A 16960-nucleotide genomic window follows, 5' to 3' on the forward strand; every position below is an offset into this window, starting at 1 on the left:
AGAAGGCTGGAGCCATGACCACGGAGATCACCGCGACGCTCGTCGGCGGACCCACCCTGCGGCTGGCCTACGCCGGCCTGACCTTCCTCACGGACCCGACGTTCGACCCACCCGGCCAGTACACGGGCGGTGTCACGCTCACCAAGCTGGTCGGTCCGGCCGTGCCCCGTGAGGACCTCGGCCTCGTCGACGTCGTCCTGCTGTCGCACGACCAGCACGCCGACAACCTCGACGACTCGGGGCGCAAGCTCCTGGCGGACGTCCCGCTCGTCCTGTCGACACGGGAGGCGGCGTCGCGCATCCCGGGGGTCGTCGGTCTGACGCCGTGGGAGGCGACCCGGGCGGGCGACGTCACCGTGACCGCCGTCCCTGCGCGCCACGGACCGGAGGGTGCCGAGGCGCTCAGCGGCGTCGTGACGGGGTTCGTGCTCGAGGCGGCCGGCCAGCCGACCGTGTACGTGTCTGGCGACAACGCGTCGCTCGACGTGGCGGACTCCGTCGCCCGACGCTTCCCGGAGATCGGTCTCGCGCTCCTGTTCGTTGGGGGAGCCAACGTCGGCCGGTTCGGCGACGAACCCGTGACGCTCGACGCCCGACGGGCCAGCGCCGTGGTCGACCTGCTCGCGCCAGCCCGGGTCGTCCCGATCCACCACACGGACTGGGGACACTTCGTGGACCCGTTGTCGGCGTTCGTCGGCAGGCTCGCGGCAGGTGGCCGGTCGGAGCGCCTCGTGGTTCTCGAGCGGGGCGTCCCGACGACGCTCTAGGCCGGTTCCACCCCGCGGAACGCGGCCAGCCGCGCGTGCTCGCCCTCGACGGCGTCGCGTGTGGCCGCGCTCCAGGGGACCCACTCGTCGAGCTCGAGACCGAGCGTCTTCCCGCGGGCGCGCGGGCGCCACGTGCCGACGATCTCGCTGTCGACGAGGACGGCGCCGGGCCGGCCGATCACCTGCCAGAGAGCCTTGTGCCGGGTGCTGTCGGGGACGAGGACGTCGCGATCGCGGCCCTGCAGGAACAGGTCGTACGGCCCGAGGAGCCGCACGACGCCGCCCGGTGCCGGATCGCGCAGCGCGGCCGTGTCGGACTCGAGCGCCTGTGCCTCGACCCCGTCGACCTCGACGGGCACGGCGTCGGACGGCCAGCGAGCGACGACGTCCTTCACCGTGGAGTCGAGGTACACGGCAGCCTGCTTGGTGGTCATGGGCCCGAGCAGGTGCAGGAGGGTGCGCAGGAGGTCCACCCGACCGTCGTCGCCGTCGTCGGGGCGGTCGAGCACGCCGACCTGGCCGGCGGGCCAGCGGGGGATGCGTCGGACGACCGGGGGCGAGGTGTCCGGCTCGAGCTCCAGTCCCGCGTGCAGGGCCGCGAGCCGGAAGGGCATCTCGTACATGTGGGTTGCCTGGCAGCCCTCGCACCAGCGCAGGTACGGGTCCGGCATCTCTGCCGTCATCCGGGTCGACAGCTCGCCCTTGGCCAGCGGCTCGGTGACGACCTCGCGCATCGTCCGGGCGGTGGTGGCCAACGCGTCGATCAGCGGTATGCCGGCGGCCTTGAGCGGCCCGGACGCGGTCATGAGTCGCTTGGCGGCGTCCGACTCGGAGTACGGCCGCAGCGCGCGCTGGACGTCGCGCAGGTCCGCCCGGCGGTAGGCGTGGGGCGCTCCCCGCACGGTCCAGGCGAGCGCGAGCTGTCGTGGCCAGTGCCCCGCCTGCACCGGCACGCCGCGCACCGCCAACGCCCACAGTGCGCCGTCCGGTCCGGTGTCCTGCACGCCGAGATCGAGGACGTCGGCCTGGTCAGGTCGGCGGTCGGACCGGGTCGTGCGGTCGAGCTGCTGCGCGTGCACGCGGTAGCGCCGGACCTGGGAGGCGGTGACCTTCATCCCTCTACGGTGCCACCAGGGCCTGACAGGATCCCCGGGCCGGCTGCTCGGAGCAGCGCGGTGAAGCGCGCCGTCGGGTCGCCCTCGGGCAGGAGGCCGTCCAGCTCGAGCTCGACCAGGCCGTGCACCAGCGACCAGAGGCCGACGGCCGCGGGCTCGGGGTCCGACGCGGGGCCGAGGACATCGGCGACGGCGTCGCGAAGCACCAGGAAAGTCTGGCTCCGGGTCGCGGGTCCGCGCGTGCCGTCCTGCGCGCCCGCGCCCGCGACGCTGAACATCACGCGGTAGAAGTGCGGGTCCCGCAGCGCGTGCTCGCGGTAGGCGAGACCGAGGCCCAGGAGGTCGGCGCCCGGGTCAGAGGTGCGCGGCACCGCGGAGAGCCGGCCGGCGAACCGTGCGAACGCCTCGTCGCCGACCGCCCGGAGGAGGTCCTCGCGGCTGCCGAACAGCGAGTAGACCGCGGAGGCCGAGGTGCCTGCACGGTGGGCCAGGTCGCGCACTGTCAGGGCGGCCGCACCGGAGGCGGAGACGAGGGCCGACGCCTCGTCGAGCAGCCGGACGCGCAGGGCGTCGTCGTGGAGTCGAGGACGGGGCACGTGCCGAGTCTATGGCGGTGGGGCTGATTTGCGAACAAGGTTCTATAACATTGTTCGTAAACGAGGAGGCACTCATGATCGAACTGTCGGACGCCGCACGGTCGACCGCCGGGATCGTCGCGCTCACGATCGTCGCCATCGAGTCGGGCGGTCTGTTCCTGCTCCGGATCCACACCGGCCGGGAGGAGGCGACCGACTTCCAGAAGTCCTTCTACCGTGCCGGGCACGCGCACGCGGGCGTGCTCGTGACGCTCGGACTGGTCTGCCTGCTGCTGGGGGAGGCGACGACGCTCGAGGGCTTCTGGCGCTGGCTCGCTCAGACGGGGGTCCTCGTCGCGGCGATCCTCATGTCCGCCGGGTTCTTCTTCTCGGCGATGGGGCGCGGTCGGGACAGGCCGAACCGCTTCGTGCTGCTGCTCGGCGCGGGTGCGCTCATGCTCGCCGCCGGGGTCGTCACGCTGGGCGTCGGGCTCCTGGCCGGGTGATCTGGCACCCGACACGCGACCGCCAACAGCCGTGTCGTCGCCACCCGCGGCTATTTTGAGGACCATGGCGACTCGTACGTCCACCTCAGGCGCCCGGTCCGGTGCGTCGACGTCGTCGCGCGCCTCGGACACGGGCAGCTCCGGCTCCAGGTCCGGCAAGGCCACCACCAGCAGGGCCGGCGGCGGGTCGACCCGGCCGTCCGGCCGCAAGACCCCGCCGCCCCCGCCCAAGCAGGCGCTGCCGGTCCGCATGATCAAGGGCGTCTGGATGGGGTGCGCACACCTCGTCGGCGGGACCGCTCGCCGGGTCGGTCGCGGCGCCCGCGACCTCGATCCCGCCCACCGTCGTGACGGTCTCGCGTTCACGCTCCTCGGCCTCGCGATCGTCATCGCGGCCCGCGAGTGGTGGGCGCTGTCCGGGACCGCCGGCACGGTCGTGCACTCGATCGTCGCCGGGACGTTCGGCAAGGTCGGGATCGCGGTGCCCCTCGTGCTCCTGGGGCTGGCCATCCGGTTGATGCGGCACCCCGACCGGGTCGAGGCGAACGGCCGCATCGGCGTCGGGCTCGCGGCGATCACGCTCGCGGCGTGCGGCCTGCTGCAGATCGCCGCAGGGCTGCCGAGCACGGACGACTTCCCCGCGCTGCGCGAGGCCGGGGGAGTCCTCGGCCTGCTCGTCGGAACGCCACTAGCCAGCCTGCTCACACCGGGCGTGGCCGTCGCGCTGCTGATCCTGCTCGCGTTCTTCGGCGTGCTCGTGGTGACCAAGACGCCCGTGCACCAGATCATCCCGCGGCTGCGCGGCGTCTACGACCGGCTCACAGGCAACCACCGCGCCGACGAGGACGAGCACGAGGACGAGCAGGGCGACGACGAGCCGCTCGTCATCAACGCCGGCCACACCGCCCTCGACGAGGACGAGCCGGCCACCAAGAAGCTCAGGAAGCCCGGCCTGCTCGGTCGTCGCAGGCGCGCCGACGCGGTCGACGAACCCGACGAGACCCGGCTCGACGGGTACGACGGTGACGAGGCGTTCGCGCGGGCCGCGATCGTCGCCGCGGCTGCCGAGGCAGAGGCCGAGGCCGCCCGGGTGCGCGACGCGGCGCCGGACACCGAACCCATCGCCCGCGTCGCCAAGAAGCCGATCGTCGCGCCCGAGACCACCCCTGTCCCGCGCGGCGAGCAGCCGATGCTCGAGGGTGACGTGCTCTACACGCTGCCGTCCGACGAGACGCTGGCCAAGGGCGCGCCGCACAAGGTCCGCTCCGCGGCCAACGACCGGGTGGTCGAGTCGCTCACGTCGGTCCTCGAGGCGTTCGAGATCGACGCCCAGGTCACGGGCTTCACGCGCGGACCGACCGTGACGCGGTACGAGGTCGAGCTGGGTCGCTCGGTCAAGGTCGAGCGGGTCACCGCGCTCAGCAAGAACATCGCCTACGCCGTGGCCAGCGCCGACGTGCGGATCCTGTCGCCCATCCCCGGCAAGTCGGCGATCGGCATCGAGATCCCGAACACCGACCGCGAGACCGTCTCGCTCGGCGACGTGCTGCGCTCCAGCGCCGCCAAGCGCACCGAGCACCCGATGGTCATCGGCGTCGGCAAGGACGTCGAGGGCGGCTACGTCACGGCCAACCTGGCGAAGATGCCCCACCTTCTCGTTGCCGGTGCCACGGGCGCGGGCAAGTCGAGCTTCGTGAACTCGATGATCGTCTCGATCCTCATGCGCGCGACGCCCGACGAGGTCCGCATGGTGCTCGTCGACCCCAAGCGCGTCGAGCTCACTGTCTACGAGGGCATCCCGCACCTCATCACGCCGATCATCACGAACCCGAAGAAGGCCGCCGAGGCGCTCGAGTGGGTCGTCCGTGAGATGGAAGCCCGGTACGACGACCTCGCCAACTTCGGGTTCAAGCACATCGACGACTTCAACGCCGCGGTCCGACTCGGCAAGGTCAAGCCGCTGCCGGGCTCCGAGCGCAAGATCGCGACCTACCCGTACCTGCTCGTGGTCGTCGACGAGCTCGCGGACCTCATGATGGTCGCCCCCCGCGACGTCGAGGCGTCGATCCAGCGCATCACCCAGCTCGCCCGCGCCGCCGGCATCCACCTGGTGCTGGCCACGCAGCGTCCGTCCGTCGACGTCGTCACGGGTCTGATCAAGGCCAACGTGCCGTCCCGCCTGGCCTTCGCGACGAGCTCGCTGACCGACTCACGGGTCGTGCTGGACCAGCCGGGCGCCGAGAAGCTCATCGGCCAGGGTGACGCCCTGTTCCTGCCGATGGGCGCCGCCAAGCCGATGCGTACGCAGGGCGCCTGGGTCTCCGAGTCGGAGATCCACACGGTGGTCGAGCACGTGAAGAAGCAGCTCAAGCCGGTCTACCGGCAGGACGTCGCTGTCGCCGCACCCAAGAAGCAGGTGGACGAGGACATCGGCGACGACCTCGACCTCCTGCTGCAGGCCGCCGAGCTCGTCGTGACGACGCAGTTCGGCTCGACCTCGATGCTCCAGCGCAAGCTGCGCGTCGGGTTCGCCAAGGCCGGACGGCTCATGGACCTGCTCGAGTCGCGCGAGATCGTCGGGCCCTCCGAGGGCTCCAAGGCCCGCGAGGTGCTCGTGCAGCCCGACGACCTGGCCGGCACGCTCGCCATGCTCCGCGGCGCCCCCGAGCCGGACGTCGACCCCTACGCCATGGGCGCGGACGGCGCGCTGCCCGGCGACCCGCCGGTAGCGACGGACTACTTCGACGGTGCCGAGGAGGAGGACGCCGACGGTTGGTCCGGCAACCGCCGGTGATCACCGTGGGCAGCGGTCCCGTCCAGGTGCTGAGCATCACGATCGCGGGTGTCGCTGTCGTGTCCCTGGTCGCGGTGCTCGTCCTGCTCGGGAAGCAGCGTGCCGAGGTGCGCCGCGCCAGCGCGCTCCTGGCCCTGAGCCGCGAGCTGCGGCACCGCTACGACGCGCTCCAGGCGGTGACCAAGGAGGGCGTGCTGGTCCAGTCGCTCGCGGGCCGCGTGCTCGACATGTCCGAGCGTGCGGCGGCGATCCTGGGGATCGACGCGGCGAGCTCGGTCGGGCGCTCGGTCGCCGACCTGCCGATCGTCCTGCTCAACGAGCAGGGTCTGACCATGAACCCCGCGTCGGTGCTGAGCCATCGCACGATCGCGGCGTCGATCGGCGGCGACGACGAGCCCATCCTGGTCGGGATCGCCCGGCCGGGCGCCGGTGGGGCGCAGCCGCGCATGGTGCAGGTGTCCAGCCAGCTGGTGCCCGCCGGCGACGGCGAGGGGGCGGCGCTGCTCACGACGCTGGTCGACGTCACCGGGCGCCGGGAGGTCGAGGCCGCGCTGACCCGCAGCGAGATGCAGTTCCGGGTGGCGATGGAGAACGCGCCGATCGGCATGGCGCTCGTCGACCTGGACTGGCACATCGTGGAGGCCAACGCCGCGTTCGCCGAGCTGCTCGGCACGAGCGTCGGCGCGTTGCGCGGCTACCGCATGGAGGACCTGAGCACCCCGGACAGCCGGCCGGCCGAGCGTCTCGAGGTCGACCGGCTGCTCGGTGGCGGACAGCACCGGTTCTCGCTCGAGAAGAAGTACCAGCGCGCCGACGGCCACCTGGTGTGGGTCGCGCTCGACGCCGCGCTGGTCCGCACGCCGAGCGGGCAGCCCGACCACTTCGTCGTCCAGGTGCGCGACTCCACCGAGTCGCGGCTGCAGGCAGAGATGCTCACGCACCGGGCCATGCACGACCCGTTGACGGGCCTCGCGAACCGCACGCTGCTCCAGGAGGTCCTGCAGTCGGTGCTCGAGCAGCCGGGAGTGGTCGACCGGGTCGCGGTGCTCGCGTGCGACCTCGACGGCTTCAAAGAGATCAACGACCGCTACGGCCACGCGGCCGGCGACGAGGTGCTCGTGCACGTCGCGGGCGTGCTGCGTGCCGCGACCGCCCGGCGGGGAACGGTCGCGCGCCTCGGGGGCGACGAGTTCGTCGTCGTCGTGCAGGACCTCGACGGGCCCCGGGCGGTGTTCGACGTCGCACAGGCGATCCACGAAGGGCTGCACGAGACGGTCCGGGTGGGACGACGCCGGCTCGCGGTCGCGGCCAGCATCGGCATCGCGCTGGCCGACCCGGAGACCGTGGCCGGGGGAGCGCCCGCACTGCTCGCCGCAGCCGACGCCGCGCTCTACCGTGCGAAGGCCTCGGGCCGCAGCCGCACCGAGGTGTTCGAGTCGTCGATGACCGCGGGTTCCGCCTCCGACCTGCAGCGCGAGCTCGCCGTGGCACTGGCCGAGGACCAGCTCGTCGTGCACTACCAGCCGATCGTGGACCTCGCCGACTCACGCGTCGTGGGCTACGAGGCGCTGGTCCGCTGGGAGCACCCCTACCGCGGCCTGCTGCTGCCGGGCTCGTTCCTCCCGCACATCCAGGAGGCGGGCATGGCGGTGGCCCTCGGGCAGTTCGTCGCCACCCGGGTGGTCGAGTTCGTCGCCGCGACCGTGGACAAGACACGCTGGGTCTCCGTCAACGTCTCGGCCGACCAGCTGGGCGACGGCGAGTTCGCGACGACGCTGCTCGGGGAGATCTCGAGGCACCGGCTGACGGCGGGGCGCATCGTCGTGGAGCTCACCGAGTCCTCGCTCGTGGCGTCGGGCACCCGTATCCGGCACGAGCTCACCCAGATGTCCGCCGCCGGTGTGCCCGTGCTGCTCGACGACTTCGGCACGGGCGTCTCGCCGCTGTCCTACCTGCGCGACCTGCCCGTGGCGGGCGTCAAGCTCGACATGTCCTTCACCTCGGGGATCCCCGAGGACCCCACGGCCGGCAAGGTCGCCCGCGCCCTAGGCGCCCTTGCGCGCGAGCTGGCGATGGTCACGATCGCCGAGGGGATCGAGCACGAGGAGCAGGCCGAGTTCCTGCACCGCAACGGCTGGCGGTACGGCCAGGGCTGGCTCTACGGGTCCGCTCAGCCCAGTGACGTCTCGACCTGAGGTCAGCCCGCGGTGCGGGGTACGACGAGCGGTGCCGGGCCGGTCGGGACCGTCGGTGTGGTGCGTTGCGGCGCCTGGTCCCCGGCGGCGGCCGAGACCCGAGCGAGGCGCTCCGCGACCTGCGCGGGGCTGAGCGTGCTGGTGCCGTCGGGGATGTCGACGAGGGCGTGCACCTGGTGCCCGCCCTTCCGGTCTCCGGTGATCGCCGTCCACTCCACCCCGGTGACGCGCGCCGGGCCCGCCTCGGTGCCCTGCGCCGGGAAGGCGCCGGGACTGGACACGTGGGCGGTCAGGAGCAGGCCCGAGTCGGTGTCCTCCTTGCAGCACTCGCCGTCCTGGTTCGACAGGTAGTTGCCGAGCCCGTACGCCACCCACATGCCCTCGCCGCGCGGCCCACCGCTCAGGTGGACCATCGGTTGCGGCACGTGTGCGTGGTGCCCGATGAGGAGGTCGAACTGGCCGGTGTCGGCGATCTGCTGGTCGATCGCCGCCTGTTCGGGTGTCGGCTCGGTCTGGTACTCGACGCAGCAGTGCACGCTCGCGATCACGAGATCGGCTCCGGCAGCGCGTGCCGCCGCCGCCTGCGCCGCCATCGCGGGCACGTCGATCAGGTTGACCGACCACGGCTTGTCGCCGGCGACGGGCATGCCGTTGGTGCCGTACGTGGCTGCGATGTGCGCGACGGTGATCGTCTGCCCGGCGCGCTCGAGCTGGTACAGCTGCGGCTGGGACTGCTCGACGGCGGAGCGGGCGGTGCCGTCGTGGCCCAGACCGACCGCGTCGAAGGCGTCGAGCGTCGCTGTCACGCCGGCGAATCCGCGATCGACCGAGTGGTTCGACGCCGTCGAGCACCCGTCCCAGCCCTGCGCCTTGAGGCTCGCAGCCATCTCGGGCGGGGAGCCGAAGAGCGGATAGCCGCTGGGGGCGACGCCGGGCGGCGTGATCGGCACCTCCATGTGGCACAACGCCAGGTCGGCGCCCTGGATCCACGGGTTCATCGGCGCGAGCAGCGGACCGAAGTCGTAGGTGCCGGCGGCGACGCGCGCGTCGGCGAGCACCGGGAGGTGCGGCAGCACGTCGCCGGCCGCGACGATCGTGAACTCGGCGTCGGCGTCCGGCGTCGGGGTCGGCGTGGGAGTCGGTTCCTCGGTCGGCGGCGTCGTCGGGTCGTCCGTCTCCGCGACCGTGGCCGTGCTCGACGCGTCCCAGGGGCGAAGGGCCGCGGCGGCCGCACCGAGACTCGCGACGACGAGCAGCAGGATCGCGAGGCCGATCACCAACGGCGAACGTCGGCGCGAGCGGACATGGCGGGTCACACGCGGACTGTAGTGGGTCGCGAGCGCGCCGCCGGCATGCGCAGGTGCACCGAGCACGGCCCGGACGCACCTAGGCTGTCCGGGTGGTTGACGCCGTACCCTCCGCCTGGAACCTGGCGAACATGCTCACCGTGCTGCGCATCGCGCTGGTGCCGTTCTTCGCATGGGCGCTCCTTGCCGACGGCGGGCACAGCACCTCGGGGCGGCTGATCGCGACCGCGATCTTCGTCGTCGCCGCTGCCACGGACAGGATGGACGGCTGGCTCGCTCGCCGCTCCGGTCAGATCACCGACGTCGGCAAGCTGCTTGACCCGATCGCGGACAAGCTCCTCATCGGAACGGCGCTCGTCCTGCTCTCGTGGCTCGGGGACCTGCCGTGGTGGGTCACCATCGTGATCCTGGTGCGCGAGATCGGCATCACCGTCCTGCGGTTCTTCCTGCTGCGCTACGTGGTCCTGCCCGCCTCGCGCGGCGGCAAGCTCAAGACCGTCCTGCAGTCGGTCGCGATCGGCCTCTACCTGCTCCCGCTCGACGTGCTGCCCGAGTGGATCACGTGGGCTGCCATCGCGTTCATGGCGGCGGCGGTCGTGGTCACCGTGGTGACCGGCGTCGAGTACGTGCGCGCCGCGGTGCAGATCCGGCGCGCGGCGAGCCGACCGCCGCACGCCGGCGTCTGACCGGTCCCATGACGGCCGCCGCGGACCTGCTGGCCGACCTCCGGTCGCGGGGGTGGACGGTGGCCGTCGCCGAGTCGCTCACCGGCGGCCTGCTGTGCGCGGCGCTCGTCGACGTGGCCGGCGCGTCGAGCAGCCTGCGCGGGGGGATCGTCGCGTACGCCACCGACCTCAAGGGCACGCTGCTCGGCGTCGACGACGGGGTGCTGGCGGCCCGCGGCGCGGTCGACCCTGAGGTGGCGCGGCAGATGGCGGACGGGGTGCGCATCCGGCTCGGCGCGGACGTCGGGATCGCGACGACAGGTGTCGCCGGACCCGACCCGCAGGACGGTCACGGTCCCGGGACGGTCCACGTGGCGGTCGCGACGCCCTCGGGCGCGCACGTACTCTCGCTCGACCTGACGGGTGACCGCGCGGCCGTGCGGACAGGTGCCGTCGACGCCGCGCTCGCCCTGGCCCGCGAAATGATCGGCAACGAAGGGTGAACCTGAGGGCTCTATCAGCCGATGGAGTGGGTGGGCGGGAACACCAAGACCTCGCCCGTCGTTGCAAGCACCGTGATGAGCACACGACCTCCGGCACGCAGGACCCCAACGCGCGTCGGTGGTGCAAGGTACGGTGGAATCCTTCCGGCAAAGGGACAGCCGGGAGCCGTGGTGCCCAGTCCTACCCGGACGCAGGCACCCGGTGTGGGAGAGGCACGTGACGCGAGAGGGGGAGCCCGGATGGTTGTACTCCGTCGAGAGATCGGCGACGTGCTGCGGGATGCGCGACAGCGCCAGGGGCGCACCCTGCGTGAGGTGTCGTCGGCAGCCCGTGTCTCGCTCGGGTATCTGAGCGAGGTGGAACGGGGTCAGAAGGAAGCGTCGTCAGAGCTGCTCAACAGCATCTGCGAGGCGCTCGACGTCCCCATGTCGCTCGTTCTGCGTGAGGTCAGCGATCGTGTGGCCGTCGCCGAGGGTCTGATGATCCCCGACACGGTTCCCGCGGACCTGGCTGCGTCGGTGGCAGGTGCCACCGAAGGCGGCTGGGCACGGTCACGGTCGGAGCTTGCAGCGATCGGCTGATCTGCTCGCGCCGTGCTTCGCGCGCGGCGTCGGACAGTCAGCCTGTTGCGGTGCGCGCGTGCGCGGTCCCGTCGCGGGATCCGTCGGTACGGAGCATCGCCCGAACAACACATCAGCGCGCCGTCGTGGTTGCGCCACAGACACCATGCGAACGGCCCGTGGACCTCGGTCCGCGGGCCGTTCCGCGTAGTGCACCGCTCCGGGCTCGGTCCGCGGGGCGTTCTGCGTCTGCGCGTCAGGTCCGGACGACAGGTCAGCAGGCCGGGCGTCGGCCAGGCACGAGCGGCGACCGGTCAGCTCACCTGGGGCGGTTGGCAGCGCGGGCAGTAGAAGATGGGCCGCTCCATCGGAGGCCGTCGTGCCTGGCCGACGGCGATCGGCGTCCCGCACCGGACGCACGGCTGTCGCAGCCGTCCGTGGACACGCCCCGGTGGCCGACCGCTGCTGACGGACTGCTGGAGCTGGCGCCGGGCGACGCCCAGCAGGCGCGCGGGGTCGGCTATCTGGTCCGCCGGCGTCCAGGGCCAGATCCGCTCGGCGAACAGCGACTCGGCCGAGAAGATGGTGCCGATCCCGGCGACCACCTGCTGGTCGAGCAGAACCTCGGCGACCGGAGTCGCGCCGCGAGAGGCCCACCGCCGGAGGGCTTCGTCGGCGTCGACGCTCTCCCCGAGCAGGTCCGGCCCCAGATGACCGATCACGGTGTGCTCGTCGCGGGTGCGAACCACGTCCAGCATGCCGAGGTGGTGCCCGACCGCGGTCCACCGCTCTGTCGCCAGAACGGCGCGGATCTGCGGGGAGCGTGCAGCTGCCTGCACCGAGCCCGTCGCGTTGACCCGCCAGTAGCCGTCCATCCGCAGGTGGGTGTGCAGCGTGCGGCCGTCGTCGAACCGGGTCAACAGGTGCTTGCCGTAGGAGCGGGTGCCGAGCACCGTCGTGCCGATCAGGTCGACCGTCGCCGCTGACGGCCACCGCAGGTCGGACCGGACCACGACCTGTCCGGTCAGCGCCTGGTCGAGCCGTTGGGCGGTCCGCCTCAGGACGTCACCCTCAGGCATACGTCACGACTGACCCGGGAGGCGCAGACCGCGGGGGGTCGGCGCGAACCCCGCGGCGACGAGCGCCTGCCCGACGTCCCCGTGCAGCGCACCTCCGCCCAGCACCTCGATGCCGTCGAGCCTCGCGATCGTCAGCCGGCCAGCATGGCGAGTCCGGGCGGTGACGGCGAGGCCGTCGGCGGCTGCGAGCAGAACCGACGCCTCGGCCGAGAACGAGAGCAGGGTGCGACCGCCTCGCTCCAGGTAGAGCACCAGTGCGCCGTCGACCAGCACGACGAGCGCGCCGCCCTTGCGGCCCGGTCGATGCCCACCGTCCGTGGCGGCGGTCGGCCACGGCAGGGACGCGCCGTAGGGGTTGGCCGGGTCCGTGGCGGCCAGCACGACCACGAGCGGCTCGGTCCGTGCGTCCACGTCGGACGCGCGCTCCACGACCTGGGCGTCGACCCGCAGACGATCCACCGCGCCGGGAAGTGCGAACTGCGATCCGCCGAGCCGCTCGACGAAGTAGCCGCGCCGCACCTGGCCACCCTGCTCGAGCGCCGACAGCACCTTGTAGACGTCCGCGAACCGCGCGCCGACCCCCTCGGCCGGGGCGACCGCACGGGTCAGGATCCCGTGCCGGTCGAGCAGCTGGGCGGCGAGAGCGTGCGCGCGGAGGGTCGGATCTGCCTCTCGGGCGGGCAGGAGCGACCATCGCCCACCCCCGGCCGCCAGCGCGGTGCCGCGGGACGAGCCCGCGTCGGCGGGACGGACGGCCGCGCGCAGACCGAGCCGCGGCCGCAACGCACGACCGCGCGGTGTCGCCGCTCTCGTCTTGTGCGCGGTGGTGCCGGTGCCGAGCCAGGCCCGCAGCGGAGCCAGGCCGTCGTTCGTGACGCGTCCGTTCCAGACGAGGTCCCAGACGGCCGTGGCGACGTCGACCTGCGTGGGCGGCTCGTCGACCAGCTCGCGGACCCGGTCGGTGAGCGCACCGAGGAACCAGGCGCCGCCGCCCGAGAGCGCGGTCAGGACGGCCTCGTGCAGCGCGTCCTCGACGAGGTCCGCGGCCAACGGTGGCAGCGTCAGGTCCGCGACCGAGGCCGGGTGCAGAGAGACGAGCCCGTCGTGACCCGCCAGCGCCCCGTGCCCCGCCCAGACGACCTCGCCCGCTGCCGTCAGCTCGTCGAGCATCGCCGGGACGTAGTCGGGCACGCGAGCCGGCAGCACGTGGGTCTCGAGCGCCGAGGCGGGCATCACCGAGCCGGCGAGCTGCTCGACCACGCGGGCGACGCCGTCGACTCCCCGCAGCGACCCGGTCGCCGAGGCGCGCGCCGAACGGCCTACGGGGTGGACCCCTTGCCAGCGGGGCAGGAAGACGCCGAGCGCCTGCGGGGCGACCGGTTCGACCTCCGCGCGCAACGCAGCCAGCGACCGCCGCCGCAGCTGACGCAGCACGTCCGCGTCGCAGAACTCGTCGCCGGTACCTCCCAGCACGTCGGGCCGCAGCCTTCCCTGCACGAGGACTCCGGTTCGTTCGAGCCGCCGCAGCGCCTCCGTCACGATCGCGACACCCCAGCCGAACCGGGCGGCGGCCGAGGCGGCGGTGAACGGTCCGCGTGTGCGGGCGTGCCGGCGCAGGAGGTCGCCCACCGGGTCGGGCACCAGCTCGGTGAACACCTCGGGTACACCGACGGGCAGGGCGACGCCGAGCGCGTCTCGCAGGCGACCAGCGTCCTCGACCGCCGCCCACTGCTCGGCCCGCTCGACGGCGACGCCGCCCAGCCGGACGCGGATCAGCCTGCGGCTGCCTTCCAGGGTCGACAGCCAGCCCTCGACCTGGTCGGTGAGCGTCGGCTGCACACGCTCGGCCACCTCTGCCGCTGTCAGCGGTCCGTGTCGACGCACGACATCGGCGACCTGCTCCATGGAGCCGGCCTGGCGCTCGGGCGCCCGACCGCTCAGCTCGGCCTCCGTGCGCACGACCGCGTCGGGGTCGAGCAGGTCGGCGAGCTGGGACTCGCCACCCTGCCCGAGCAGCTCGGCCAGCAGCGTCGGGTCCAAGGTCAGGGCGGCTGCCCGCCGCTCGGCCAGCGGCGCGTCGCCGTCGTAGAGGAACTGGGCGGTGTAGCCGAACAGCAGGGACTGCGCGAACGGCGAGGGCTGCGTCGTCGTCACCTCGACCACCCGGACTCGACGTGCGGCGATGTCCCGCATGAGAGCGGTGAGCGCGTCGGTGTCGAAGTCGTCCTGGAGGCACTCGCGCACGGCCTCGAGCAGGATCGGGAAGTCGGGGTACTCGGAGGCCACCGAGAGCAGCTGCGCCGACCGCTGCCGCTGCTGCCACAGCGGCGTGCGACGGTCGGGCCGGCGGCGGGGGAGCAGCAGCGCGCGGCTGGCCGCCTCACGGAACCGTGCCCCGAAGATCGCGGACGAGCCGAGCTCCGCACGCACCGCGTCGAGCACCTCGTCGGGGTCGAGCAGCAGGTCGGCCAGGTCGATGGCCGGACCGGACTGGTCTGCCCAGGGATCGTCGACACCGAGGGAGATGCTCGCGTCGAGCATGTCCGGCAGGCGCAGCACGATGCCGTCGTCCGAGTGCATGGCTGCCGTGTCCACGCCGTACTTCTCCCGCAGACGTGCACCGATGACGATCGCCCAGGGTGCGTGCACGCGGGCGCCGTACGGCGAGTGCACGACGACCCGCCAGTCGCCCAGCTCGTCACGGAACCGCTCGACCACGATCGTGGTGTCGGAGGGGACCTCTCCCGTGGCCGCCTGCTGCTCGGTCAGGTAGCTCAGCAGGTTGTCGGCCGCCCACGCGTCCAGTCCCGCAGCCTCGACCCGTCCGCGCGCGTCGTCGGATCCGAGCACCTCGCGGACCCAGCCACCCATCGCGCGACCGAGCTCTGCGGGCCGGCCCGGGGCGTCGCCCTTCCAGAACGGGAGCCTGCCGGGCACCCCGGGGGCGGGTGTGACCAGCACACGGTCGGGTGTGATGTCGTCGATGCGCCACGTGCTCGAACCGAGCGTGAACATGTCGCCGACGCGCGACTCGTAGACCATCTCCTCGTCCAGCTCGCCCACGCGCTTGCCGCCGCGGATCGCGCCGCCGCTGCGTTCCGCGTCGACCGGCACGTCGCTCGTCGTCGCGCCACCGGCGAGGAAGACCCCGTACATCCCACGGTCCGGGATCGTCCCTCCGCTGGTCACCGCGAGCCGGAGGGATCCGGGCCGGCCGCTGAGCACGTCGCGGACGCGGTCCCAGACGACGCGCGGCCGCAGCTCGGCGAACTCCTCGCTCGGGTACCGCCCGGCGAGCATGTCGAGGACAGCCCGCAAGGTTGCCTCGCCCAGCCCGGAGAACGGTGCCGCGCGCCGGACGACAGCCGACAGCTCGTCGAGCGACCAGTCCTCGACCGCGACCATCGCCACGATCTGCTGCGCGAGCACGTCGAGCGGGTTGCGCGGGACATGCATCGGCTCAAGGGTGCCGGTCCGCATGCGCTCGGCCGTGACGGCTGCCGCGACGAGCTCCCCGCGGAACGTCGGGAACACGATGCCGCGCGACACCGCACCGACCTGGTGCCCGGCGCGGCCCACCCGCTGCAGGCCGCTGGCGACCGACGGCGGTGCACCCACCTGGACGACGAGGTCGATGGCTCCCATGTCGATGCCCAGCTCGAGCGAGCTCGTGGCGACGACGGCCGGGAGGTTGCCCGCCTTGAGCTCGGACTCGGTCCGGGTCCGCTCGGCCCTGCTCATCGACCCGTGGTGCGCACGAGCGAGGATCGTCGCGGCGTCGCGCGTGTCGATGCCGACGGCGGTGCCGGACTGCCCGGGAACGGCCGCAGCACGGGAGAGCGCGCCCGGATCGGCGACGTCCTCGCCCTGGCGCTCCGCCCAGACCTCGTTCATGCGCGCGGTGAGCCGCTCCGCGCCGCGCCGCGAGTTGGTGAACACGAGCGTGGACCGGTGCTCCGCGACGAGGTCGACGACGCGCTCCTCGACGTGCGGCCAGATCGACGCCCGCACCAGCGGAGCGTCGGCGGCTCCCGAGAGGTCCTGCTCCGGCATCGACCCGGCCGCGCGCAGGTCCGCGAGGTCCGGCACCGGGACCACCACGTCCACCACGATCTTCTTGGTCGACGGCGGCTGGACGACCACGACCGCACGGCCGCCGTCCTGCGGCGTCCGCGCGCCGCCGAGGAACTCCGCGACCGCCTCGACCGGCTGCACCGTCGCGGACAACCCGATCCGCTGCGCGGGTCCCGGCCCGTCCGGCCGGTCCAGCAGTGCGTCGAGGCGTTCGAGGGAGAGGGCGAGGTGTGCGCCCCGCTTCGTCGCGGCCACCGCGTGGATCTCGTCGATGATCACCGTGCGCACCCCCGCGAGCCCGGCGCGGGCGCCCGAGGTGAGCACGAGGTAGAGCGACTCGGGCGTCGTGATCAGGATGTCCGGCGGCTTCGTCGCGAAGGCCCGGCGCTCGCTGGGCGGCGTGTCTCCGGTCCGGATGCCGACCGTGACGTCGGGCAGCGTGGCGCCCAGGCGCTGCGCGGCCTGCCGGATGCCGACCAGCGGCGAGCGCAGGTTCCGCTCGACGTCCGTGGCGAGCGCCTTGAGCGGTGAGACGTACAGGACGCGACAACGCTCGACGGGATCGGCGGGAACCTCACCGGTCAGGAGTCCGTCCACCGCCCACAGGAACGCCGCGAGCGTCTTCCCGGACCCGGTCGGTGCGACGACGAGTGCGTGGTCACCACCGGCGACCGCGGTCCACGCGCCGAGCTGGGCGGCCGTGGGCTCAGCGAAGGCACCCGAGAACCACGCCTGGGTCGGGTCGGAGAATCGCCTCAGCACCACGTGGTCATTGTGTCCGCATGCACCGACACCCGACAGCGCTCATCAGACGGGGGC

12 protein-coding genes are annotated in these 16960 nt (G+C 72.9%); 7 read left to right on the forward strand and 5 right to left on the reverse strand.

All coding sequences use genetic code 11. The features are described 5' to 3' along the window. Positions 1-14 precede the first annotated feature (14 nt). Entirely contained in the window at positions 15-767 is a 753-nt protein-coding gene (locus AC1DPN_RS18295) for an MBL fold metallo-hydrolase (protein WP_477086204.1), read from the forward strand. Here the strand turns inward: AC1DPN_RS18295 and AC1DPN_RS18300 are convergent. Then, entirely contained in the window at positions 764-1882 is a 1119-nt protein-coding gene (locus tag AC1DPN_RS18300) for a DNA glycosylase AlkZ-like family protein (RefSeq protein WP_477086205.1), read from the reverse strand. The genes AC1DPN_RS18295 and AC1DPN_RS18300 overlap by 4 nt on opposite strands. Beyond that, positions 1879-2478 (reverse strand): TetR/AcrR family transcriptional regulator, encoded by a 600-nt coding sequence (locus AC1DPN_RS18305; RefSeq protein WP_477086206.1) that lies wholly within the window; start codon positions 2476-2478, stop codon positions 1879-1881. Before AC1DPN_RS18305 ends, AC1DPN_RS18300 begins: the two co-directional genes overlap by 4 nt. 74 nt (positions 2479-2552) lie before the next feature. Between AC1DPN_RS18305 and AC1DPN_RS18310 the strand changes: the two genes are divergently transcribed. From AC1DPN_RS18310 to AC1DPN_RS18320, 3 genes are all read left to right on the forward strand, one after another. Then, a complete protein-coding gene (locus tag AC1DPN_RS18310) occupies positions 2553-2963 on the forward strand; it encodes a hypothetical protein (RefSeq protein ID WP_477086207.1) in 411 nt (136 codons plus the stop codon). A 64-nt stretch (positions 2964-3027) separates the two neighbouring features. Beyond that, positions 3028-5757, forward strand: coding sequence for an FtsK/SpoIIIE family DNA translocase (locus AC1DPN_RS18315; RefSeq protein ID WP_477086208.1), 2730 nt, complete (start codon positions 3028-3030; stop codon positions 5755-5757). A 5-nt stretch (positions 5758-5762) separates the two neighbouring features. Continuing rightward, on the forward strand, positions 5763-7952 hold the full coding sequence (locus tag AC1DPN_RS18320) for a putative bifunctional diguanylate cyclase/phosphodiesterase (RefSeq protein ID WP_477086209.1): 2190 nt from the start codon (positions 5763-5765) through the stop codon (positions 7950-7952). Positions 7953-7954: 2 nt separating this feature from the next. Here AC1DPN_RS18320 and AC1DPN_RS18325 read toward each other — a convergent pair whose 3' ends face one another. After that, positions 7955-9268 (reverse strand): CapA family protein, encoded by a 1314-nt coding sequence (locus tag AC1DPN_RS18325; RefSeq protein WP_477086210.1) that lies wholly within the window; start codon positions 9266-9268, stop codon positions 7955-7957. Positions 9269-9351: 83 nt separating this feature from the next. Here AC1DPN_RS18325 and pgsA point away from each other — a divergent pair, with 83 nt between their 5' ends. The 3 genes from pgsA to AC1DPN_RS18340 all read left to right on the forward strand — a co-directional run bounded on the left by pgsA (position 9352) and on the right by AC1DPN_RS18340 (position 11009). Beyond that, positions 9352-9945, forward strand: coding sequence for a CDP-diacylglycerol--glycerol-3-phosphate 3-phosphatidyltransferase (gene pgsA, locus AC1DPN_RS18330; protein ID WP_477086211.1), 594 nt, complete (start codon positions 9352-9354; stop codon positions 9943-9945). An 8-nt stretch (positions 9946-9953) separates the two neighbouring features. Beyond that, positions 9954-10427 carry a CinA family protein gene (locus tag AC1DPN_RS18335; RefSeq protein WP_477086212.1) on the forward strand — a complete coding sequence of 158 codons (474 nt, stop codon included), beginning with the start codon at positions 9954-9956 and terminating at the stop codon, positions 10425-10427. A gap of 240 nt (positions 10428-10667) precedes the next feature. After that, entirely contained in the window at positions 10668-11009 is a 342-nt protein-coding gene (locus tag AC1DPN_RS18340; protein WP_477086213.1) for a helix-turn-helix domain-containing protein, read from the forward strand. Between the two features lie 293 nt (positions 11010-11302). Here AC1DPN_RS18340 and AC1DPN_RS18345 read toward each other — a convergent pair whose 3' ends face one another. Both AC1DPN_RS18345 and AC1DPN_RS18350 read right to left on the reverse strand, forming a co-directional pair. After that, positions 11303-12067 (reverse strand): DNA-formamidopyrimidine glycosylase family protein, encoded by a 765-nt coding sequence (locus AC1DPN_RS18345; protein WP_477086214.1) that lies wholly within the window; start codon positions 12065-12067, stop codon positions 11303-11305. Between the two features lie 3 nt (positions 12068-12070). Then, positions 12071-16906, reverse strand: coding sequence for an ATP-dependent helicase (locus AC1DPN_RS18350; protein WP_477086215.1), 4836 nt, complete (start codon positions 16904-16906; stop codon positions 12071-12073). Positions 16907-16960 lie beyond the last annotated feature (54 nt).

It is taken from the genome of Cellulomonas sp. P4_H4 (genome assembly GCF_056400865.1).